Consider the following 22,038-nt stretch of genomic DNA (forward strand, 5'->3'; position numbering starts at 1 on the left):
GATGTACTTAGTTTCTTTCACTTAAACGGACTCCGCGGCGTCCACTCCGTCCTGGGTTTGAGAAATTCCAGAATATGAGGTAAGAGCTTGTTGACCCACTTTGACTTATGCGCAATGTAGGAATACAATTCTTCCGGGACGGCTCCCACCGATGATTTTATCTCAAGCGCCGTGCGGGCGAAGTTTATTTCTTTGGCAGATCTGCGAATTCCCTCCTCCACCAATCTCAGCAAGATATTGTGGTAAATCTCATGTGCTTTGTTTTCTTCTCTCGAATATCCCAAAAAATGGGCATGCATTACGGATCCATCCATGATCACAGTATAAAAAGCTACTATCTTGTCTTCTCTCCGGACCAAAACAAGATCAAAATTTTGCTTAAGCTGATTTTTAAGGGCACAAAAATATCCTTCATCCAGTTCTACCATGTTAAATCCAGCTGCCACCGCTACCTCCTGATACAAAGCATAAACGTCTGCTCTGAGATGGTGAATTTCTTCTTCACTCAAGGTGTGAAATTTTAATACAGACCCTGTCCGCAATACCTTATTGACTTTGATGCGATATTTACTATGGAGTGCCGATTTGTAATCATCCAAATTTTTCCAGTCCGGATCCAATACCATCAGCATATTGGGCTGAACCGTAAATTCGTAATACGAAGGATATTTGTGCAAACATATTCCAGCCAATCGCTGCGCTGCCGGTAAGTCTTTCAGAATAAACAGACTGGCGTCGATCTGTTTTGATTCAAAAAAGAATTTGGTCAAATGGGAAATTAATTTCTCCTTCTCCAGTTTCTGGACGGAAGGGTGAAAGCAAATACCGAATGGGCCCGCTGCCAGCATAGACCCCATGACGATGACCCTCATTTTGACATACCTCGCCAAAAACTGACGGGAAGCCAGTGCGACCTGATCCAGATAGGAATGGATGTGCCCTGAATGATCCTGTAGTTTAAGCCTTTCCTCAGCATCAAATTCTAGAATCTGGAGGCAAAATCTTGCCAAAACCAAGCCTTCCTTACTGACCAAGCCATATACCGTTCGGGTGTCTTTGGGGGCATGGCTATCCATTACACTTAAAAATTCTAGTCCCATGAGCTTGCTCTCGGGTGGATCCTGCATCCATACATCCCTGATAGACTGTATATTATCTGTAAGGACAATGTCGTAGACGGTATCCGGAATGGCTCCTTTACAAATGCAATCAAATACCTTGGATAGGTCTATTCCTTTTCTGGAAAGAGGGATTTCTCGGATTGGCATCAAATTTGCGATAACTGACTGTTTGGTAAAAACTTATGGATGATCGGACTTCAACATTTTAAAAGCCTCGCCGGTTTAATATTATTGATTCAATTTAGCGCCTGTGTGTCCGCCTCCAAATACAAAAAGGAACTGGTCAGAAACCAGGAATCCCAATTACAACTTTCACAACTGGAGCAAATAAGAAATCAGCGCGACTCGCTTGCCAAAGAATTGGAAATGAGTGCAAGGAATCTGTTGAAGACTGAAAAAACCCTTACTGAATTTTACATCCGTTACAGAACTCAGGAAAACACGGATGTTGTCTCTCCATCTTCAAATTCCCCGGAACCCACCGCAAGAATAAAAATATTGGAAGATTCCCTGCGACAATCCCAAATTAACTTGGAAGGTAAAATCAAAGAGCTGACCGAACTCAACAAGAAGCACCAGGTGCAGGAGGATAAATACCATGATCAAGACAAAAGGTTGTCTGATCTGTTTTCTGCCCTCTACAAACAGCGAACGGCTTTTGATAGTCTGCAGAATGAGTACTACGCATTGCACAAGTCCAAAAATCAAAACTCCAACTCCAATAAAATAGATCCGGAAGAAAACAAAAAGCTGAAAAAATCAGCCGCCTCAAAAGACAGTTTGATTTTTAAACAACAAAAATCACTGGAAGAAAAATCTTTCCAGATTGCTTTTTTGAAAAATAAATTGGATTCAACCGACAAAGTCAATAGAGATTTGTTGTCCCATGCCGAAGATCAAAGCAAGCGCGTAGAGGAAAATTTGAAGGCGGATTCTATAGGTCAGTTGAAAATTGCATTGTCTTCGATGGAAAACAGGATGAAGGAAGTTGAAACTGAATTGGAAAATAAAAATTTGGAAATTCAAAATTATAGGAAGGAAAGTGATCGTATCAAGAAAGACCAGACTTCCAATAAATCGGATCAGAAAAAAATAAAAATGCTGGAGGAGGAAAACCAAAAACTACTTGCCCTGCAGTCACAACATAAGATCCAAATAGACTCCCTGATCAAATCACAAACAAATATCCAAATATCAGACCAAGCACTTGTTCAGAAATTGAACGCCAAAGTGGATTCGATGCAAAAGGCGCAACAGAATTTTCAGCACTCAGAACAAGTTACTGTTCAAAAATTGAATAGAAAATTAGATTCAATGAATCTAAGTTTGGTTCAGAAAGAACAGCAAATCCAGGATCAGGAAAAATATATAAAACTTCTTGAATCTGAAAAAAAACTAGCTTCCACAAAGCTGCCGAATCCCGACAAACCAGCAGCCATTCCCAGGAACTTGACAAAGGGAAAATCAGTCATAGACAAACTGAATAAAATCGAGGGAATAGAAAATATCCAAATGGATTCTCTGACAGGTGTGATCAGTTTTCAATGGCCTCAATCCATCTTGTTTACAAGTGATTTGATTACCCTGACCCAGAATGGGTCTGAGCTGGTCATCAAAATCGCACAAAATCTGCAGGGAAATGTATTTAAATCAGTAGAACTGACTGCTGTTCAGGATGCTTCGAAATCCAGAAACGATCAAATCGAACTGATGTTTGGCAGGGCCAAGGCGATGGGTAAACTAATGAACATTTATGGCGTTAAGTCTGATAACTTTAGCTTTGGTTTACAACCGACCGGAGATAAGGAAAACATTAGAATCAGTCTTAGTCTAAAATAAAATGCACATTGCACGGGTTTTAATTTCATTTATATTTTGTTCATGCTATGTATTTGTAATATTCGGACAAAGATGCGCCGTCCTTGACTCAAATGATACTTCAATCTCTTCTACACAAGAGCAATTAAATCCTAGAACAATTCACGAAATTCAAGTCGTATTTCACATTGTCTATGCAGATGTCACTGAAAATATACCCAATGTCCAAATCTATTCCCAGATGGATGTTCTTAATTATATTTTCAATGAATATAAGCCCAGTTTTAACAACCAGATTCCTGAAATATTTAGATCCGTTGCCGCAAAACCAAATATTCGGTTTTGTCTGGCTAAAAAAGATCCATTGGGACTAGCAACCAATGGAATCCTCAGGGTAAAAACGACAGTCGAAGACATCGGATGCCGAACCATGGGCAACCAAAAAATGATCATGGCTGCCAATTTAGGAGGCAGTCAAATCTGGGACCCTAAACGCTACCTCAATGTGTTTATTGGAGCAAGAGAAAATTGCCCAAGAGCAGAAGCCATCTTTCCATGGAATGCAAGTTTGAGCACGGATGGTATTATTTTAGATCCGAGACTTGTGGGTGTTCAACCATCGAGTCATCCCTATCATTTGGGATACACCCTGGTGCATGAATTAGGACATTACTTTGGGCTTTTACATTTAAGTGTCAATTCCCAACCCGATGATTGTAGTCAGGACGACGGCATAGCAGATACTCCCCCCCAATCCAAAAATTATTTTGGATGTCCAACACATCCGTCCATTTCTTGTGGTGAACCAAGTATGTTTATGAATTTTATGAGCCTGGTACAAGATGATTGTATGCATCTTTTTACAGTAGATCAGGTTCAAAAAATAAATGAAAATATTGCACTCTATCGCAGTGAACTTGGAGAATGTCTTCCAGCAATTGCTGATTCTGCAAAATGGATGGTTTCTCATTCAGGAAACTACCACGGTCAATGGATCGTCGGTACTACCGATGAAAGTACATGGTCTGCTGAAGTATGTTTAATAGATATTGAAGGGAAAATTCGAATTTGCAATCAGTACAATCAGGCAAGCAGAGCGGCTTTCCCTAAAAGACCGATTCAGTTAAGTCCGGGCATCTATTTCATCCAATTTAAATCCGATCTCAACCATCAAACTTTTAAAGTCTTTTACCATTAAATAATTCTACTGCTCCATGAAAACTTACCAATTCTGCTTTTTACTTTTGACTGCATTTTTGATCAGCTCCTGTTCAACCAATAAAAAAACCCTTGATGACCAGAATTCAAAGGATCCCCTTCAACCAATGATCAGTTTTAAAAAAACTCCTTGTTTTGGAAAATGCAAGGTCTATAAAATCAGTGTTTACCAGGATGGATTGACCATTCTGGAAGGAATCGAACACATTGAAAAAACAGGAGTTCATTTTGGGCAATTGGACAAAACAGAATTGGAAAAATTGAAGAAAGATTTAAGATCTCTTCCATGGAATACTTACAAACCATCTTACTTCAAGAATATTCCGGATCTGCCATCGACAGAGTTGCGGTATTTTCATTCCCGGGACAGCATACAAACCATCAAGTCCAATACCTCTTTACCCAATGATTTGGAATCCATCCAAACCAGATTGGCGGAATTGGTAGAATCTCTTAAATGGACCGAAGTGATGAAAAAACACGAACTGAATAGCCCCAACCACATTTACAACGAAATCCAGGTGGACATGGATTCCAGCCTTACTCAGGAATATTTGGTAAAACGATTTGACAAGTACGGACTAAAAGTAAAAGATAGAATTTCTATCTACATGAATTTTTGGTTATTTACATACGACGATCAGAAAATCACTCCCTATGAAATGTTGATCTTACTTAGAAAAACTCCCGGAGTGCGATTGGTGATGTTCAATCGAAAATTGGATTTAAGGGAGCACTAAAATATTTATTTATTTTTGTAAATAATTTTTGAGAAAAAAAAAATTACAACAAAGCTGCACCAATCACACCGGCGCTGTCTCCCAGTTTTGGTCGAAGAAATAAGGTATTCAATTCTTTGTTAAAAAGATGCTTTAAAACTTCGCCGGGTCCTTTCTGGTAAATCAGCTCCAAATTTCCCAAACCTCCTCCAAACACAATTGCTTCAGGGTCTAAAATATTGATCAACACCGCCACTGCTTTTCCAAAATAACTCAGGTATCGATCCATCGTTTGTACCGCAAAAGAATCTCCATCCGTCAACAACTGATTTATTTCTCGCATGGATTTTTTCTGTGCTGAAATGGATTCATAATATTTTTCGGTGGCTGGACCCGAAAGGACGGTTTCTACACACCCTCTGTGACCGCAATAACAAGGCAAACCATCTTCCACCAAATGATTGTGACCCCATTCTCCTGCAATCCCGTGCAAGCCATTGACCACCTGCCCATTGACCACCAGTCCTCCTCCAACACCTGTTCCCAGAATAACTCCAAATACTACTTCAGGATTTTTTAAATGATCGGGGACTACTCCGATCGTTGCTTCCGCCATGGCAAAACAGTTGGCATCATTGGCCATTTTCACTTCGATCCCCAACAATTTTTCAAGATCGGCTTGCATAGACTTGCCGATGATGCATTGTGTATTGCTGTTTTTAATGAGTTGTGTGCTGGAATCGATAATTCCCGGAGTTCCAATGCCAATTCTTTGGGCACGCAATCCGGATTGCTTCTGCAATATTTGAATCAATTCTTGAAACCGACTCAAAACATGGGAATATCCTCCTTCTTGTTCGGTGGCGATGCGCTCCCTGACCAAGATCTCAAAAGGATTTTTTCGGACAATGACCGCTTCTATTTTGGTGCCGCCCATGTCAATTCCCCACAACAATTCTTCTTTTGCCATAAATGAATAGATCAGGGGTAAAGATAAAACGGCCTCAGGAGATGGACTTATTTCTTTCTCTTGAAATCTCCTCGTTGCCAGGCTTTAAAAAATTCGATCCATGCAAGTGGGCTTAGGATGTTCATTGGTTTTAATTGGCCCATGTAGTAATAATTTTGGGCTTGCTGTGACAAATAAAGACTGGAGGTTTCAGTCCCATCGGCCGGAGTACTGCTCATCAATCCACGGATGCGTTCCTGGGCCAGGTGGGCAGCCGCAATTTCAGATAATTTATCCGATACATCCATTGCTAAAAATTCTTGTCTGAAATACTCCTTACTAGGCCAGGGGTAGACGACCGTTTGGGGTAAAAAGATGGTATCTTTGGTTAAAATCTGAAAGACCGTGTATCGATCCGAACTAAGCGAATCTGGTACCAAGAAAAAGGCAGATTTATATCCTATGTATTGAAAAACAATGGAATCTCCACGCTGTACGGCCAGTGAAAAGAAGCCTTTTGAGTCCGCATAGGTCCCACGGTTGGTATTCAGTATCCCGATCTCAGCAAATGGCAAAGGCCTCGGTTGGCCATCCACATCGGTCATGACCATACCGGAAAGCTGGATTAACTCAGTATTTTGGGCACTTAAACAAACAGTAACACAGCAAAATACCAGCGCTGAAATATTATTTTTAAAAGACAACATGAATTTAGAAACAATTCTAAAGTAACGATTTGTTAAACGGAGCAAGCTGTCTAAAGTTGTATCTTTGTAATTATAAAAAGAGGACATGGTTCTTAAAATGTTGCGTGGAATTATTCTGTGTGGGTTTATATTAGTGCATACAGGAGCGATTCGGGCTCAAATAATCTCTGGTCCCATGTTGGGCTATGTGGAGCACCGCACAGCAAAAATATGGTTAGAAACCAAGCCTGGATCCGATGTGCAACTTTGGTTTTGGCCAAGTGATCAAACAAAACAAAGGAATCGCGCTTATAGGACCACACACAGCAGATTGGGATTTGAAACACTCACATTTGATTTGGTGGGATTGGAGCCCGGATTAAAATATGAATATGAAATTCTGGACCAAAAGAAAAAACCGATTCCCGGTGGTTCGGGCATATTCAATACCCAAATCTTATGGAAATGGAGAGTTCCTGCGCCTGACTTTAGTTTTCTTGCAGGTAGTTGCTATTATGCCAATGAAACTGCTTACGATCGTCCCGGAAAACCCTACGGAGCAGAATCCAATATTTTTCAATCCATGGCCAATGAAGACAGCTACTTTTTGTTGTGGTTGGGTGATAATTACTATACCAGAGAAGCAGATTATTATTCAGAATGGGGACTTTGGGACCGGGCTTCTCATTCCAGGGCAAATCCGAAATTACAGCCATTGTTAAAAAAAATGGGACATGTTGGCATTTGGGATGACCATGATTTTGGACCCAACAACAGCGGTATCTCTTTTTCTTTCAGAGAGCATTCAAGACAAGTTTTCAAAAACTATTTTCCAAATCCTACCGCCGGATATAAAGACGAGGGAATTTACACCCAGCTTAGTTACTACGACCTTGATTTTTTTCTTTTGGACAACAGATATTGGCGCAGCTCAGATTCCATGCAAGACAGCATTGACGGTAAACCCAATCCGGATAAAAAAATGCTGGGAAAGCAACAAATGGAATGGTTGAAAAATGGATTGCTCAATTCATACCAACCATTTAAATTGATTGTAAACGGATCACAGAGTTTAAATCAAAATTCAAACAATGATTGCTGGATGCATTTTCCTGCAGAAATCAACGAGCTGCTAGAATTTATCAAGTTTAATGATATACGCGGAGTGATCTTTTTGTCCGGCGATAAGCACAATAGTGAAGTGATCAAATTGGACAGAGAAAATAATTATCCACTGTACGAACTCACTCTTTCAGCTCTAACCTCCGGTCCTCACAAATTAAATGATCTTGAGCGAGCAAATCCGCAAAGGGTACAACAAATTCTTTTTGAGGAAAACAATTATGGAAGAATTTCTATCTCAGGTCCCGCCAAAAACAGGATGCTCAAACTGGAAATCAAGGACGTCAGTGGCAAAACACAAAAAGAATGGAGCGTATCTGAAACCGAATTAAGTCATAAGTAGTTTGGTATAGGATGAAATATCTGAATTATATTATGATCATTCCCATCAGGCTCTATCAGATCCTTTTGTCTCCGCTTTTGGGAAAAAACTGCAGATTCAATCCCACTTGTTCCAATTACATGCTGCAGGCCGTCAAGGAATGGGGCTTGTTTTACGGGAGCTGGTTGGGACTTAAAAGGATCACACGCTGCCATCCCTGGGGTGGACATGGGGACGATCCGGTTCCTAAAAAGTTAAATTAAACTCTGTCCATTTTTTTATAAAATATGCTAAAGCTTAAACCCACTTGCGAAAACTGCAATACTTCACTTCCACCAGAAAGTGTCGATGCAATGATTTGTAGTTTTGAATGCACGTTTTGCAAAGATTGTGTTGAGCAAGTTTTGGAAAATGTTTGCCCCAATTGTGGCGGTGAATTTCAACCGAGACCCATCAGACCAAAGTCCAAGCTGGATCAATATCCTGCTTCAAAAGAAGTCTATTTTAAACCAGTGGATTTAATAGTCTTTAAAGAATTTAAAAGTAGAATAGGAAAACCTTAATTGGATAAAAATAAGTTTAAATAAGGAAAATTCCATTTTCATAAATCAATTTTCCATCTGCAAATATTCTTCCACCGGATTTCATATCCGTGATCAGATCCCAGTGGATGCTCGATTTATTAAGCCCGCCGCATTGAAGATAGGATTGTCCCACCGCCATATGGACTGTGCCTCCGATCTTCTCATCAAACAAAATATTTTTGGTGGCTCGCTGTATGTTTTGATTGGTGCCAATGGCGATCTCTCCAAATCTACGGGTACCTTCTGTTGCAAAAACCTCATCCAGGACGTCCTGTCCGATTTGGGCCGACCAGCTCTCTATCCAGCCCTGACGTACTTCCAGCCGAATGCCCTGCACGTCTTTTCCAAACATCATGGTCGGATAATTAAAAAAAATGGTTCCGTTGGCAGAGTCTTCGACCGGACTCGTAAAAACTTCGCCTGAAGGCATGTTGGATTTTCCATCGGAGTTGATCCAGTTTCTTCCTTTGACGCTACACTCTATGGACCAATCGGAATGTTCGTAGCGGATGAGATCGCACTGGTTGAGATAATCCACATATCGCTGTTGGATCAGGCTGAGCGCTTTCCAATGCTCCTCTGGATTTTCGCGATCCAGGTAACAGGCTTTTTGGATAAAAACAGCGTATTCATCCAGGTTCATACCTGCACGTTGTGCAAACTCAGGAGTTGGATACTGACAAAGACTTCTCTTCAGACTTTTGTCACCCAATCTTCTGAAATAGATTTCTGAAAATGCGGCGTGCGCCAGCTGTCTCTTCTTTTTTCGCTCCGGATCTATATGGGATAAATCTTTATCTGCAAAAGGTGCACGAATCACGAGATAAGCATCGCAGTTGGAGATCAGCTCGATTGCATGATTTTGCAGCGTAGTCAAAGCAACTCCAGAGCCATACTCCAAAATATTTTCCTCCTCTCCGTCAAACGCCAATTCTACTTCCAGCCTTGCTCCCATCTTCAAAGCTTGTTCCTGAAAAGCTCTTACCAGAGGCTCTGCAAGGGTCGTGGATCGAAGATAGACCAGTTCACCGGGTTTTAAATAGAGGGAATATTCTGCAAGCAGCTTTCCATAATTCTGAATCCAATCTCTCATGATTTCAAAAGTTTTTAGTGATTGGTTTTGAGCTTGAGTTTAAAGTCGATAATCTCAAAGCGAATAACTCATTTCTTCAACTGAAACTTCACCGGCATAATATATTCATAAGCGACGGCCCGACCCTTTCTTCTAGCAGGCAACATCGGTGGAAGGACAGAGATAAACCGGAGCACCTCCTCATCACATTCATAGCCAAGACCTCTTGTGATTTTTGGATGACTGCGATTTCCATTTTCATCCACGATAAAGCTGGCATATACTACACCCTGAATTTTATTTTTCTTGGCGGAGTCCGGATACTGGATATAATTGTACATACAATCCAATAAGTATTTTTTACTGCATTCTTGGGGTTTGGGATCCTTCTCACAAAGTTTAAACAGTGGAAAGGTATCTACCTCCCGATAGACCAATTGATGCACGATCTGAATGTATTCTTTTTGGGTCTCTGTTTCAAAAACCACCAAGGTGTCGTATACCTTAAAAACACTATCTGCAGGGTTGGTCTGAGCATAAGACTTTGGCCAAAAGATTTGAAGGATGCAGGCCAGGCAAAAAATAATTTGATTTTTCATAACAGATTATTAATCACAAATGTAATGATAGATGCAGATTAAACGTATAATTGTCATTCAGATTGGACATAAGTGCTAAAAAGAAACTAAAGATGAGACAACTGAATAGAAATTCTTTTGTGAGTGGATTGATACCCTGCAGCACGAAATTCTAAAACAGACCTCCCTTTAAAGTTATCTTGGCTTGTAATAGAATTCCAATGAGCATGCTGACTTATCGTCTGCTATTTTGTGCTGTTTGCCCCTTTGGCCGAATGATCAATCTTAGATTTTGATCGTAAAAAAGATAGGACCAGATCCAGTTGATCAGGACCATCAATTTATTTTTTACCCCAATCAGGTAATATATGTGCACCAGCAACCAAATCAACCAGGCCATAAAGCCTGACAGTTTCAATCCAGCAAACTCAGCCACTGCCTTGTTTCTGCCAATGGTAGCCATCTGCCCCTTGTCATAGAAGCGAAAGGCTTTGTTCGTTTTTCCGGTCAGATAATTGCCCAGCCACTCTGCTTGTTGCATGGCAGCAGGCGCCATTTGTGGATGGCCTTTCGGGTATTCTGCAGTTTGGACCAGCGCGAGGTCTCCAATGACAAATACATCCGGATGGGATGGTAGTTGACAAAATGGATTGGTAATGATTCTGCCTTCAGGACTGATCCAATCTTTCGGCAATCCATCCACGATAGCACCAGTCACTCCTGCGGCCCAAATGACCTTTCCACTCTTGAGAATCTTGCCTTCGCCCAGCACCATTTCATTTTTCAAAATCTTTTTTACCCTGGTGTTGAGGATGATTTTTACGCCCATTTTTTCCAATGCCCTGTAAGTTTTCTCGGAGGATTGGACAGACATTCCAGACAGCAAGCGGTCTCTTCCTTCGATCAAGTAAATGTTCATTTTCTTTAGATCCAGATCTGGATAATCTTTGGGCAAAATGTGTTTTTTCATTTCTGCCAGAGCTCCCGCCAACTCGACACCGGTGGGACCTCCTCCGACGATGGCAATATCCATGTATTCGGACAATTGGCCGCTGTCACGGGCAGTAATCGCATGTTCAAAATCTTCCAGGATCTGATTGCGCAGGTGAAGAGCTTCGGACACAGATTTCATGGGAAGACTGTTAATCTCGAATTCTGCATTGCCAAAGTAATTGGTTTTGGCTCCCATGGCCAGAATCAACCGATCGTAGTAAATGCTGCCCTGATTGGTTTCGATCATCTTTTCTTCCAACCTCAATTGATTGACTTCCGCCACCCTCACAAACACATTGGATTTGGATTGAAAATTTTTTCGGATTGGAAAACTAATCGAACTGGGTTCCAATCCTGCCATGGCGACCTGATAGAGCAAAGGCTGAAATTGATGATAGTTGTTCTTATCGATCAGGACAATCTGCATTTTTTCTTTGGCCAGTTTCTGTGCAAGACGAAATCCTCCAAATCCCGCACCAACGATTACGATTCTAGGTTCTTTGCTATCTGGGATATTGAGTGGCATCTTTGGTATGTGTTTGTTATAGAGAACAAATGCCAATGTAAAATAGTCATCCCTTGGCGGAGAATCTTGTTAAGAATTTTGTTAAATCCTCAAGGGTCTTTTAGAATTGAATGGAGAGCAAAGCCCAAAACAAAATCAGGAAAGCCCGATTGAAATAACGCATGACTGACTGGTTCCTACATGTTCGGAAAGCGAGTGAACGATTTCACTCGCAAAGGAGAGAACCAAACATGACTTAGTTTGGACACTTTAATTTCAGGAAGCAATCCGGGAAAGGCATGCTTTTCAAGACATTTAGCTTTGTAATATTCACCATGGATAATTCCATATCGCTTGCAATTTTGCGTACAAATTTTCTTCATGCCCATGAATTTTACAAAAGCCAGCAGGAGCCCCGCTGATTCCTAAAACCAATGAGTTTAAATGCTTTGTTGTAAAAAATTTCCAGGGAGTCGGAATCAGCAATCAATGCATGATAAACATGGCTGTATGATTTATGTGGTGTATGAATTTCATCAAGGATCTCTGGCGATTCTACCTGCAGGGGATAATTCTTATGGACCAGTGGAATGCTAATAAGAGGATAAACGGTGATCTTCTGGTCTCCATTTTTTTTGGATAAAATGATCTCCAGTGTTTCAAGGCGGCGGTCTTCAAGTGGTTTGCTTCGATCTTTGCTAACCCTCAGTCGGAAATAAAATTCTCCTTCCAGAATGAAAGACTCTACCTGGGCTTTCAGCTCCAGATAATACACGTCATAATTTACAAGCTGCCATCCTAGACTGTCCGTCGTGCAAACGATTTGATCTTCGACAGAATGTGAATAGATTCTCTGCAATGGTTCATCGAATCGAATGAATGCCACGGATCCATCGGATGTCAGATATGAGATCCTTCGACCAGCTATGGGCAGCCAGGATTCGGAATAACTGCCCGGCTTGATGCTTTCCAGCTGTATCACAGCTTCACAGACTGCGCTCTCCTGATTTTCTACATGGCAGGAGAAAAAGGCAGAGGCCGTACAGAAAAAACAGAACAAGATATTTCGAAGGACAGGCATCGGATCAAATGGAATCAATCAAAAACAGGAATCACAACTCCCTCACTGGCTGACTTCCAATTGGGGACTTTCATCGTCCTTCCATTAAAATGTAAAGTAATCGAGGAAGGCATTTTGGTGGAAAAATACATATCAGCCCCTTTGAGAAAAGGCAGAAATGAAAAGATGGCTTTGGATTGCAGGGTAGTGATGCAATCAGTATCGTCGTAGAGGAACAAGGCAATGGTGGATTGGCCTGGCGCTGTAAAATTGGGCGTTGAAAGGGTATAACCATCTACTTCCAATTGATCTCTTCCACTGATGACAGCCTGATTGGCGGAGAAAAATGCCAGAACAGATTGCCCATCCTCTTTGGGAAGCTGACCAAGAATCAGATTGAGGGTGGATCCGGGCCCGGGAAATACCCGCAAATACACCCAGGGATTGTTGCGTATAAATGGTTCCCGGTAATAGTGGACGATCCTGAATCCCGCATCTCCGGGCTTGCTGACTTCCAACTCATAGTAGGTATTGGAATTCACCCTGACGGGTCCCCAGTCGCCAGATGCATCGGGTGAGAAACTGGTATCAGCCATGACCGATTTTCTGAACCCCGTTAGTGGATCAAGGGCGTACAAATGGACGACGGTTGCTGACACTGCATTGTTTTCTCCCAAACCAACGACTCTTCCTCCGATGTTAATTTCATTGGAAGGTAAAATCTTGCTGTACATTGGTTTTATTCCGGTCACAAATTCATAGAGAGCTAAGAAAACACTTTCGTGGGTCGCCAATTGATAATGATCCAATTCCATGAATTTGATATTCAGGGCATTTGGTATGCTGTCGCCGGTGACAATCAGATCTGCCTCTGACCAAATATTGAGGGTTGAAATCTGGGCATTGGGTCCTGCCGGTTTCGACTGTGGGTTACCCGCGAGATGGATGTATTTTTCAATTTTTGCAGCCCGGATGCCATCGTTGCAATAATTGTAACAAAGGCCACTTCCGGCAGAATGACCAACCAGAATCAGTTTTGATTTACCCGTCTTAGTGAGGACGCTGTTGATAAATACATCCAGCAAACCAAGGGCATTGCCCTGATTGAGCGTGTTCCAGTCAAAAACAAACAGATGGTCTTCAGGGTATCCATTGACTGAAAATCGCTGAAATTGAGTGGCGTATGTATCTCCGGAAGCCAGGGCACCATGGACAAAGACAATGGGTAAATCAATCTTCTGTGAAAATTGGGAAGCATCAAATTCATCCGACCCGCAACCCGTCAATGTGAATAAGCTCATCGCGCTCAGAATAACAGTCCCCCTTAAAAATCCTGCGGTCCAGGATATGTGTTCTACAATGTTTTGGAAAGTCATATTTAAATTATTGTTAATAGGTATATGCTTTTATTTGAGTATAGTTAATTTACTGAACTTTGTTGGATGGTTTAAATCAAATTTCATGCATTCAATCAAGATTCAAATATATTGTTTTATTGCAATTCTTACTGGATTGGTTTCCTGTAAAACGGATCCTAAAAATCAGGATACCCTTGAGCAACTCAATGATGCCAAAGATGGAGTGGCTTTGGCGGCCAACCTGTTTGGTGACAAATTAAACCAATGGCCAGATTCTGATTCGGTCATTCGAATGCGGGAATCCGACATTGAAACCGCCCGTGCCGCCTACCTTGGAAAACTGGCTGACCCAAAAGGCTATCTTCAGTATGGAAAGGCTTTTTTGGCCCACGGCAATGTGGAGAACGCCATCCAAATCTTTGGAAAAGGGATCGAGAAATTTCCGGAGATCCCGGATCTGTATCTTTATTCGGGTGAAGCGATGCTGATCGGAAGACAACTCCGGCCGTCCATTGATCAGTTTTGGAAAGCGGGACAACACATGGAGAAATCAACGCATCCGACCGGAATTTCCGGAATGAGCGGATCTGATTCATTGGCTGGCATGACCTTGCAATATAGAAATTATCTTTTGATGGGCCTTGCTTTTCAGATGAGCAAGGATTTTACCAGCGCTGATAAAATGTTTGAAGTCTGTGGTGATTTTTCCAGCAACACGGATTTGTGGATCAGATCTTATTACTGGCAATACGAATGTTACAACCGTTCGGGCAGGACCCAAGATGTGCAAAACATTTTGAGCAATATTTCACCCACCATGCAGATTACAAGCAGCTCCAGGGCTTATCTGGATGCCATGTTGTTTTACAAAGGTGAAAAATCAGAAAAGGATTTGGTGGATCTAAACACTTTGCCCAAAACATCTGCAGAAGCAGAAGATTGGCTTATCAGAGCGTATGCAGTAGGTGTCAAACATCTGCTCAACAAAGATCAGGAAAAGGCAATCCAGGTTTTTAAGAAAATGTTGGCCACCAAATACTGGAATCAATTGCCTTATCTCGCAGCGGAAGGAGAGCTTGTGTTGATCGGTAATGTCGAACTGCAAGAACCGGAGCTCATCGAACTGAACACAGAAGGAAAAAAGAAACCAGTTATTTTCTAGCGACAGAATCTGGCTCTTGATCCATTGGGCCTGGTGTTTTGTCGAGGATCAATGCTTAAGGGAACTTACACAAGACTTCATCCGTTGATGGAATAAACGAAGTATCATGAAAAATGAAATTGTATTAAAACCCATTTCCGGTTGGTGGCCTCTGATTCTGGCAATCGTATTTCCCTTGAGCTTTTATTTGTTGAGACATCCTGTGTGGTGGATCGGAGGCGGCTTGATTTATCTTTTGTTGATTTCCGGATTTATTATTGTCAATCCCAATTTTTCAAAAGTTCTGGTTCTTTTTGGAAAATATGTGGGCACCATCAAAGAAGATGGCTTTTTCTGGGCAAACCCATTTTTGGTCAAAAAAGGCATTTCATTAAGAGCCAATAATTTTGACAGCGAGCGATTAAAAGTCAATGACAAAAGGGGAAATCCCATTCAAATCTCCGTCATTCTGGTCTGGCGGGTCAGGGAAACCTTTAAGGCTGCTTTTGAAGTCGAAGACCTTTTCAATTTTGTAAAAATACAAACAGACTCCGCGGTCAGAAAGCTGGCAGGCCAATATGCCTATGACCATGTGGATGACCATCAGGAGGTGACGCTGAGAACCTCCAGTGATGAGGTCAACCACGCCCTTGAACTTGAGCTTCAGGAACGATTGGAAATCGCCGGCATCGAGGTTATGGAAGCGAGGATTGCATATCTGGCTTACGCTCCGGAAATCGCGGCGGCCATGCTCAAAAGACAACAGGCAGAAGCCATCGTTTCTGCAAGGTATAAAATCGTAGAGGGCGCAGTTGGAATGGTCGAAAGTGCGATGGAACAAATCAGTCAAAGAGAAATTGCCCGTTTTGATGATCATGAAAAGGCAAGAATGGTCGGAAATTTGATGGTTGTATTGTGTTCAGACAAAGAGACCAGTCCCGTCATTGAAATGAACGGATAAGACAAAATTGACCCAAAAGAACTTAACAGTTTGTTGTGGCATTTCATCCGCGTTTTAAACCAGTTCACCCATTGCCCGGCCCAGTACCGACACTCAAAATTATCTTTGAGTTGTGTTTTAGAATATTTTGAGTAAGATTGAGTTGTAAAAGTTAAATATCAGGCTTCTTCGGAAGCCTTTTTTATTTTCATCAAAAATGGACATTCAATTTTCATTGCAATATAGAAGGAGGAGATAGAATCATAGAAATCGCCCCCTTCTAAAACAATAATTGATGGGTGAATGTCAACAGATCTTTAGAGCCCCAAAGGGGTTTGCCCTAATTGCAACATTCGGTGGAACAACCACAGGATTTGGATTTTTCTGCATACACCGTGATGCTAAAAATACCGGTACCAGATGATTTAAAAACTTTTAATTCCTCTTCATTGAGGTAGTTTTGCAAAATATCTTCGGGAAGACCGATGGCCTTTTCTTTCTGAATGGAAATGTTTGTAAAGCCGTTTGATTGAATCAGATGAAGATACTCCGATTTTTGAATGGCGCCCGAGACACAACCTACATACATTTCTGCAGCCTCGCGCAGCGCATCCGGAAGTTGGCCGACCAATACCACATCCGATATGCTGAAATGTCCCCCTTGTTTTAAGACGCGAAATATCTCTTTAAACACCCTGTCCTTGTTGGGAACGAGGTTTAATACGCAATTGCTCACGATAACATCGGCAACATTGGCAGAAACCGGTATATTTTCAATATCACCTTGTCTGAATTCGACATTGGAGTAGCCGAGTTTGGCAGCATTGATTCTCGCTTTTTCGATCATGGCAGGGGTGAAATCAATTCCAATGACCCTGCCATCTTCACCCGTTTCATTTCTGGCAACAAAACAATCGTTGCCGGCACCACTGCCCAGATCAATGACCGTATTACCTTTTTTAATTTTTGCAAATTGGGTGGGTAAACCACAGCCCAAACCCAAATCTGCCTCCGGATGATAGCCTTCCAAAGTCTGGTAGTCATCGCTCATGATATTGTACACCTCAGTCGAACACGAACCGGATCCACAGCAGGATGATTGATTGGTTTCTTTATCCTGCAAGGCAATTTCACTGTATTTCTGTCTTACCAATTCTTTGATCTGTTTGCCTCCGTCTTGTTCCAAAGAAACCGCGGGGTCGAAATTCGTTTGATTTAAATTTTCCATATCATTTGATTTAATAATTAACAACATTTGTTCTTTTTGGCCTTCAATTTTGAGGAGAGATTTGAAAAATAATCAAGCAATTGCTGGATCGCATTTTCATCGATGCAATAACAAATGGCATTGCCTTCGACATTGCCTTTGATCCAACCGGCACTTTTAAGTTCCTTTAGGTGCTGGGAGACGGTAGGTTGAGCCAGTGGAAGCTCGTTGACAATGTCTCCGCAGATGCAAGTATCCACTCTCATGAGATATTCTATGATGGCCACTCTTGCCGGATGGCCAATGCCCTTCGCCATAGTGGCGATGAGATTCTGGTCTTTGGAATAGTGCTCTGTTTTTGTAGCTCCCATTTTTAATATTTTTATATTGCAATATTACGATTAACTATTTAACTAGACACTCAAGCATCAAAATGGTTTAAATAATCCTTTATTTTATTTTAAAAATTGGTTTTCCTTGATTTGGGATTCTGTTCAATCATGGATTGATTGAAGTCTTTATCTTTGATTTGCAAGCAATTAAAACTTCTCAGTATAATTTTTGCGGCTCATCGCAAGATTTTTATTTTTCGCCTGGTCCTATTCATTCCAATTTTCCTCTTCATTCTCCTTCCCATTCTCAAAAGCTCTGTATCCTCTCCAAATTCCATATAAAATAAACAGGATGCCTAATATTTGATTCCAGGGTTCGTAGTCTGGCATACGCAAAAAGAAAATCATTCCACCCAAACCCACATATACCAAAGCCATGATACTTTGGAAAATCATTCTCAAATAATCAGTGGAAGGCATTTTACAATCTTGGCTTATTTATTTTGGTGAAGTTTCATTGCTCATCAGTCGAGGCTAAACAGGATGGGAAGTGTATAATTTACCTCAACGATTTTACCATCGTGCTTGCCGGGTTTCCATTTGGGCATCATACTGAGCACGCGGACGGCTTCTTCGTCACATCCGTGACCAATACCACCGGCTACTTTGAGCTTGCCCAGCTCACCCTGTGGATTGACCACAAAATTCAGAATGACAGTGCCCTTTATTTTATTTTGCTTTGCTTTTTCAGGATATTTTAAATTTTCGGTGATAAATTTATTCATGGCATCCAGTCCTCCGGGATACTCTGCCATTTGATCCACAAAAGGGTGTGTTTTGTCCTTCTGATTTTCTGATTCTAAAGTTGTTTGCGCAAACAGAATTTGAGCAATTAAAAGACAAAGCAACAAACCAGCCAGGGACATTCTAATAAAAATGGATTTCATGGATTGTTATTTAATTGTGATACAACGAAAACGCCTGAATCCATCAAAAGTGATGAATCAGGCGTTCTTTTTTTATTAGAAATAATATGAGCTAAGGGCTTATTCCAATCTGAATTTAATGGGCAGCGTAAAATTAACCGGTACTGCTTTTCCATTGTGTTTTCCGGGTTTCCATTTGGGCATGGATTTGACCACCCGAACGGCTTCTTCGTCACATCCACCACCAATGCCTCTGGCCACGTTTACTTTGCTGATGCTTCCATTGGGTCCTACCACAAACTGCACAACCACAGTGCCCTGGATGTCATTTTCCCTGGCGATGGCGGGGTATTTCATGTTGGATTGGATGAATTTCATCATGGCTGCCTGGCCATCCGGAAATTCAGGCATTTGCTCTACGAAATCGAAAGGCTTTTCCGGAGCGGGTTCTTCGATCACCGGAGGAGGAGGAGGTTCGACCAGTGAGGCATCGATTCCACTTTCATCCCCTTCTCTGTTTTCAGTGGATATATCCTTGTCCTGAAGTTCAGTGATATCAGGTGGAGGCGGTTCTTCATTTTCAACCTCTTCATCTTTCATGACCTTGGGAGGAACAAATCTAATCTGATCCTTGATAGGAGGAGGATCTACTTTTGGAGGAGGAGGAGGAGGTTCTTTATTGGGGTCAATGGGAGGCGGCTCGGCCAGGACCACCTCTTTCAACAAGAGATCGTCTTTTTCCTGAGGAATCAAAGACCTCACCAGATTTAAGATCATAGGACTGGATACCAGAAGTACAAAAAAGATCAAACCAATGACCAAAGACCTGGACATGATGCGGTCATAAATCCGCCGAAGGTACCAGGCACCATATTCCTTGTTACGATTGTCAAAAACGATATCGTCCATGACAAATTTTTGCAAAAGGTTTTGTGACATGTTGTGCTCTTTAATTGATGAATATAAAACGGATCATGGAGATTGATTATTTCCTGGACTGATTAATTTCCAGACAGATTAATGAATCAATCGGGTCATCTGCAGCCAGAATGGCGTATCTTTTTACACCATTGATGCTCATTTCATCCAAAACATCCACTGTGTTTTTGACCTTGCTTTTGGGCAGGGGTTTAATCATGATAAAAATGGTATCCTGGTGACCCCAATCGCGGGCCACTTCTTTCTGACGATTTTGAATGACTTTGCGCAATCCTGATGGACTGTAATCCACACTGTCCACAGCCAATTCTGTATCGGCATCCACCTCATCGGGTGAGGTATAGGCATAGACCTTGTCGTTGTCTCCCAGCAGCAAGGTAAATGTCTTGGACATTTTAATGGCAGGCTGATCTTTTTTGTCTTCGTTATCGTCCTTGGCGGGCTTAATCACCTCCATTGTTTTGGGTTTGTTGAAAGTGGTGGCCAGCATAAAAAATGTGATCAGGAGGAAACCCAAATCCACCATGGCAGTGAGGTCCACGCGGGTGGACATTTTTTTCGATCGCGATTTCTTTTTTCCTTTTTTCGCCCCTGATTCGGGAACATTCATTTCAGCCATGTTTCGGTTGATTTATTGTCTGGATAAAAAAAATTATTCTCTGGCAGTTTTTGCCGATGTAACAATGTTAAATCGGTTTACTTTTCTGTTTTGCAAGGCTTCTATCAAAGCTGCAAAAGATTTGTATTCGGTCGTTTTATCGGCTTTGATGGCAATCCGCAGATTGTTGTTGACCTGTCTCGAAAAGAGAATCAGATCTTCTACCTGAGTTTCTCCGCCCGTTGTATCAATCTTAAGTCCGGGCTGAATCATATTGGCTCGTTCAGAGGGATCTTTTTTCAGAAAATCGGGCAATGCTTTGATGTCCATACCCCATAGCTCAAGGGTTCTGAAAGCATCCTGTTGTTCTGCGGTAAACTGGATGGCGTATCGCTCAGAAAGTTTATTCAATAGACCCAGTCTGGTATTTTGATCATCCAATCCGAAAAAAATCCTTCCATCCGGAGAAATGTTAAACATCATAATATCCTTGTCCGGAATGGGAATTTGTGCAGTGGATGCAGGGATGTCGATTTGAACCACTTCCTGATCCTTGAATTTGGTGGTCAGAATAAAAAAAGTCAGCAAAAGAAAAGCGACATCGCACATGGCGGTCATGTCGATGGCCGTACTCTTGCGGGGTATTTTAACCTTTGGCATGTAATTATTGCTTTAGGAAGTGAAATAAAAAATACCGGGAGATCAATGCTTTGAAGCGAAAGTCTGAGAAATACTAAAACCGGCTTCATCAATTCCATACGTCATTCCGTCAATTTTGGTGGTGAAGTAATTGTAGAAAATGATGGCAAGGGCTGAAGAACCAATACCCAAAGCTGTATTGATCAAGGCTTCGGAAATACCATTGGAAAGCTGAACGGCGTCTGGTGCTCCTGCAGTGGCGATGGCTGAAAACGCTTTGATCATTCCAAATACCGTACCCAAAAGACCCAAAAGTGTGGCTACAGATGAAATGGTGGCGAGGATGACCAGGTTTTTTTCGAGCATGGGTAGTTCCAATGAAGTGGATTCCTCAATTTCTTTTTGAATGGCCAGAACCTTTTGCTCTTTGTCCAGAGTGGTATTGCTGGACATCTGTTTGTATTTGTTCAACCCCTCGCGAATGATGTTAGCCACAGAACCCTGCTGTTTGTCACATTCTGCGATGGCGGAATCCACCTGATTTCCATCCAGAAATTTCTTGATTTTATGCACAAAGTTGGGCAGAGAGCCTTTGCCATTGGCTATGCTCAGGGTAATGAATCGCTCGATGACAGTAGCCACCACGATCATAAAGACTGCCATCAAAAAAGGTACAATAACTCCACCTTTGTACATCATACCCAAATAATCTCCGCTCAATGGATGTTTGGTGTTGTCACCATCCTGGAAGTGACTGGGATCACCCAAGATAAAATAATAAATCAAATGACCCACCACAATGGCGGTGAAGATGGTGAGGGATGCAAAGATGTTGCTAAATTTCCCGCTGGGTTTTACACTTGGCTTTTGATTGCTCATAATCAGAGAATTAATCGTTGATAAATGAAAGTGATTTAAGTTTGTAAAATATTAAAATTCAATGTTTTAGATTTTTAATTAGACCATTGCTCAAAGTGGAATATTACAATAGAAAAGAACCTTAGAAGGCGTAATATTAAAACGTTTTGACTACAAAAAGGTGTTTCCTGTATGAATAAAATTTTAAAAAATGACATTATACAAAATTTTTATGCTTTATTCATTTATTATCAAATATATAAGTATTAAATTTTTAGTTAACATTTAAAATGCTTAGAAATGAATTGGGATGGCATAAACTTCGGTGAACCAGATAATCTGACCAGCGGAAA

24 protein-coding genes are annotated in these 22,038 nt (G+C 41.4%); 8 read left to right on the forward strand and 16 right to left on the reverse strand.

Features of this window, described 5'->3' with window-relative positions; genetic code table 11:
- Positions 1 to 17 precede the first annotated feature (17 nt).
- Positions 18 to 1,268: a GNAT family N-acetyltransferase gene (locus tag IPM48_07580; GenBank protein ID MBK9271442.1), complete on the reverse strand. Its 1,251-nt coding sequence runs from the start codon at positions 1,266 to 1,268 to the stop codon at positions 18 to 20.
- 39 nt (positions 1,269 to 1,307) lie between these two features.
- On the opposite strand from IPM48_07580, the gene IPM48_07585 reads away from it, so the two are divergent.
- The 3 genes from IPM48_07585 (at position 1,308) to IPM48_07595 (ending at position 4,897) form a co-directional block, all read left to right on the forward strand.
- On the forward strand, positions 1,308 to 2,960 hold the full coding sequence (locus IPM48_07585; protein ID MBK9271443.1) for a hypothetical protein: 1,653 nt from the start codon (positions 1,308 to 1,310) through the stop codon (positions 2,958 to 2,960).
- Positions 2,961 to 3,180: 220 nt separating this feature from the next.
- Positions 3,181 to 4,137, forward strand: a complete 957-nt coding sequence (locus IPM48_07590; protein MBK9271444.1) for a hypothetical protein — start codon at positions 3,181 to 3,183, stop codon at positions 4,135 to 4,137.
- A gap of 16 nt (positions 4,138 to 4,153) precedes the next feature.
- Complete coding sequence (locus IPM48_07595) at positions 4,154 to 4,897, forward strand: hypothetical protein (protein ID MBK9271445.1); 744 nt, start codon at positions 4,154 to 4,156, stop codon at positions 4,895 to 4,897.
- Between the two features lie 43 nt (positions 4,898 to 4,940).
- On the opposite strand, the gene IPM48_07600 is transcribed toward IPM48_07595, so the two are convergent.
- Together IPM48_07600 and IPM48_07605 are read right to left on the reverse strand one after the other, a co-directional pair.
- Entirely contained in the window at positions 4,941 to 5,846 is a 906-nt protein-coding gene (locus tag IPM48_07600; protein MBK9271446.1) for an ROK family protein, read from the reverse strand.
- A 47-nt stretch (positions 5,847 to 5,893) separates the two neighbouring features.
- On the reverse strand, positions 5,894 to 6,532 hold the full coding sequence (locus IPM48_07605) for a carboxypeptidase-like regulatory domain-containing protein (GenBank protein ID MBK9271447.1): 639 nt from the start codon (positions 6,530 to 6,532) through the stop codon (positions 5,894 to 5,896).
- Positions 6,533 to 6,617: 85 nt separating this feature from the next.
- On the opposite strand from IPM48_07605, the gene IPM48_07610 reads away from it, so the two are divergent.
- The 3 genes from IPM48_07610 to IPM48_07620 are packed head-to-tail and all read left to right on the forward strand — an operon-like array spanning position 6,618 to position 8,518.
- Positions 6,618 to 7,976: an alkaline phosphatase family protein gene (locus tag IPM48_07610; protein MBK9271448.1), complete on the forward strand. Its 1,359-nt coding sequence runs from the start codon at positions 6,618 to 6,620 to the stop codon at positions 7,974 to 7,976.
- Positions 7,977 to 7,987: 11 nt separating this feature from the next.
- A complete protein-coding gene (yidD, locus tag IPM48_07615) occupies positions 7,988 to 8,218 on the forward strand; it encodes a membrane protein insertion efficiency factor YidD (protein ID MBK9271449.1) in 231 nt (76 codons plus the stop codon).
- A gap of 24 nt (positions 8,219 to 8,242) precedes the next feature.
- The gene (locus tag IPM48_07620; protein ID MBK9271450.1) at positions 8,243 to 8,518 is read left to right on the forward strand and encodes a DUF1272 domain-containing protein; all 276 of its coding nucleotides are present in this window, start codon (positions 8,243 to 8,245) and stop codon (positions 8,516 to 8,518) included.
- Positions 8,519 to 8,534: 16 nt separating this feature from the next.
- Here the strand turns inward: IPM48_07620 and IPM48_07625 are convergent, their stop codons facing one another.
- The 5 genes from IPM48_07625 to IPM48_07645 form a co-directional block, all read right to left on the reverse strand.
- Complete coding sequence (locus IPM48_07625; GenBank protein MBK9271451.1) at positions 8,535 to 9,632, reverse strand: aminopeptidase; 1,098 nt, start codon at positions 9,630 to 9,632, stop codon at positions 8,535 to 8,537.
- 68 nt (positions 9,633 to 9,700) lie between these two features.
- Positions 9,701 to 10,210, reverse strand: a complete 510-nt coding sequence (locus tag IPM48_07630) for an energy transducer TonB (protein MBK9271452.1) — start codon at positions 10,208 to 10,210, stop codon at positions 9,701 to 9,703.
- A 214-nt stretch (positions 10,211 to 10,424) separates the two neighbouring features.
- Positions 10,425 to 11,708, reverse strand: coding sequence for an NAD(P)/FAD-dependent oxidoreductase (locus IPM48_07635; GenBank protein MBK9271453.1), 1,284 nt, complete (start codon positions 11,706 to 11,708; stop codon positions 10,425 to 10,427).
- A gap of 373 nt (positions 11,709 to 12,081) precedes the next feature.
- On the reverse strand, positions 12,082 to 12,768 hold the full coding sequence (locus IPM48_07640; GenBank protein MBK9271454.1) for a hypothetical protein: 687 nt from the start codon (positions 12,766 to 12,768) through the stop codon (positions 12,082 to 12,084).
- 14 nt (positions 12,769 to 12,782) lie between these two features.
- Complete coding sequence (locus IPM48_07645; protein MBK9271455.1) at positions 12,783 to 14,123, reverse strand: hypothetical protein; 1,341 nt, start codon at positions 14,121 to 14,123, stop codon at positions 12,783 to 12,785.
- A gap of 85 nt (positions 14,124 to 14,208) precedes the next feature.
- On the opposite strand from IPM48_07645, the gene IPM48_07650 reads away from it, so the two are divergent.
- Both IPM48_07650 and IPM48_07655 read left to right on the forward strand, forming a co-directional pair.
- Entirely contained in the window at positions 14,209 to 15,267 is a 1,059-nt protein-coding gene (locus IPM48_07650; GenBank protein MBK9271456.1) for a hypothetical protein, read from the forward strand.
- 106 nt (positions 15,268 to 15,373) lie between these two features.
- Positions 15,374 to 16,207: an SPFH domain-containing protein gene (locus tag IPM48_07655; GenBank protein MBK9271457.1), complete on the forward strand. Its 834-nt coding sequence runs from the start codon at positions 15,374 to 15,376 to the stop codon at positions 16,205 to 16,207.
- 319 nt (positions 16,208 to 16,526) lie between these two features.
- On the opposite strand, the gene IPM48_07660 is transcribed toward IPM48_07655, so the two are convergent.
- The 8 genes from IPM48_07660 to IPM48_07695 form a co-directional block, all read right to left on the reverse strand.
- On the reverse strand, positions 16,527 to 17,414 hold the full coding sequence (locus IPM48_07660) for an arsenite methyltransferase (GenBank protein ID MBK9271458.1): 888 nt from the start codon (positions 17,412 to 17,414) through the stop codon (positions 16,527 to 16,529).
- Positions 17,415 to 17,431: 17 nt separating this feature from the next.
- Positions 17,432 to 17,764, reverse strand: coding sequence for a winged helix-turn-helix transcriptional regulator (locus IPM48_07665; protein MBK9271459.1), 333 nt, complete (start codon positions 17,762 to 17,764; stop codon positions 17,432 to 17,434).
- A 228-nt stretch (positions 17,765 to 17,992) separates the two neighbouring features.
- The gene (locus tag IPM48_07670) at positions 17,993 to 18,205 is read right to left on the reverse strand and encodes a hypothetical protein (GenBank protein ID MBK9271460.1); all 213 of its coding nucleotides are present in this window, start codon (positions 18,203 to 18,205) and stop codon (positions 17,993 to 17,995) included.
- 44 nt (positions 18,206 to 18,249) lie between these two features.
- Positions 18,250 to 18,672, reverse strand: a complete 423-nt coding sequence (locus IPM48_07675) for an energy transducer TonB (GenBank protein MBK9271461.1) — start codon at positions 18,670 to 18,672, stop codon at positions 18,250 to 18,252.
- A gap of 99 nt (positions 18,673 to 18,771) precedes the next feature.
- A complete protein-coding gene (locus IPM48_07680; protein ID MBK9271462.1) occupies positions 18,772 to 19,590 on the reverse strand; it encodes an energy transducer TonB in 819 nt (272 codons plus the stop codon).
- 46 nt (positions 19,591 to 19,636) lie between these two features.
- Complete coding sequence (locus IPM48_07685; GenBank protein ID MBK9271463.1) at positions 19,637 to 20,209, reverse strand: biopolymer transporter ExbD; 573 nt, start codon at positions 20,207 to 20,209, stop codon at positions 19,637 to 19,639.
- A gap of 33 nt (positions 20,210 to 20,242) precedes the next feature.
- Positions 20,243 to 20,848 (reverse strand): biopolymer transporter ExbD, encoded by a 606-nt coding sequence (locus tag IPM48_07690; protein MBK9271464.1) that lies wholly within the window; start codon positions 20,846 to 20,848, stop codon positions 20,243 to 20,245.
- 42 nt (positions 20,849 to 20,890) lie between these two features.
- Positions 20,891 to 21,706 (reverse strand): MotA/TolQ/ExbB proton channel family protein, encoded by an 816-nt coding sequence (locus tag IPM48_07695; GenBank protein MBK9271465.1) that lies wholly within the window; start codon positions 21,704 to 21,706, stop codon positions 20,891 to 20,893.
- Positions 21,707 to 22,038 lie beyond the last annotated feature (332 nt).

The sequence above is a fragment of the Saprospiraceae bacterium genome, assembly GCA_016715965.1.
Taxonomy (GTDB): Bacteria; Bacteroidota; Bacteroidia; order Chitinophagales; family Saprospiraceae; genus Vicinibacter.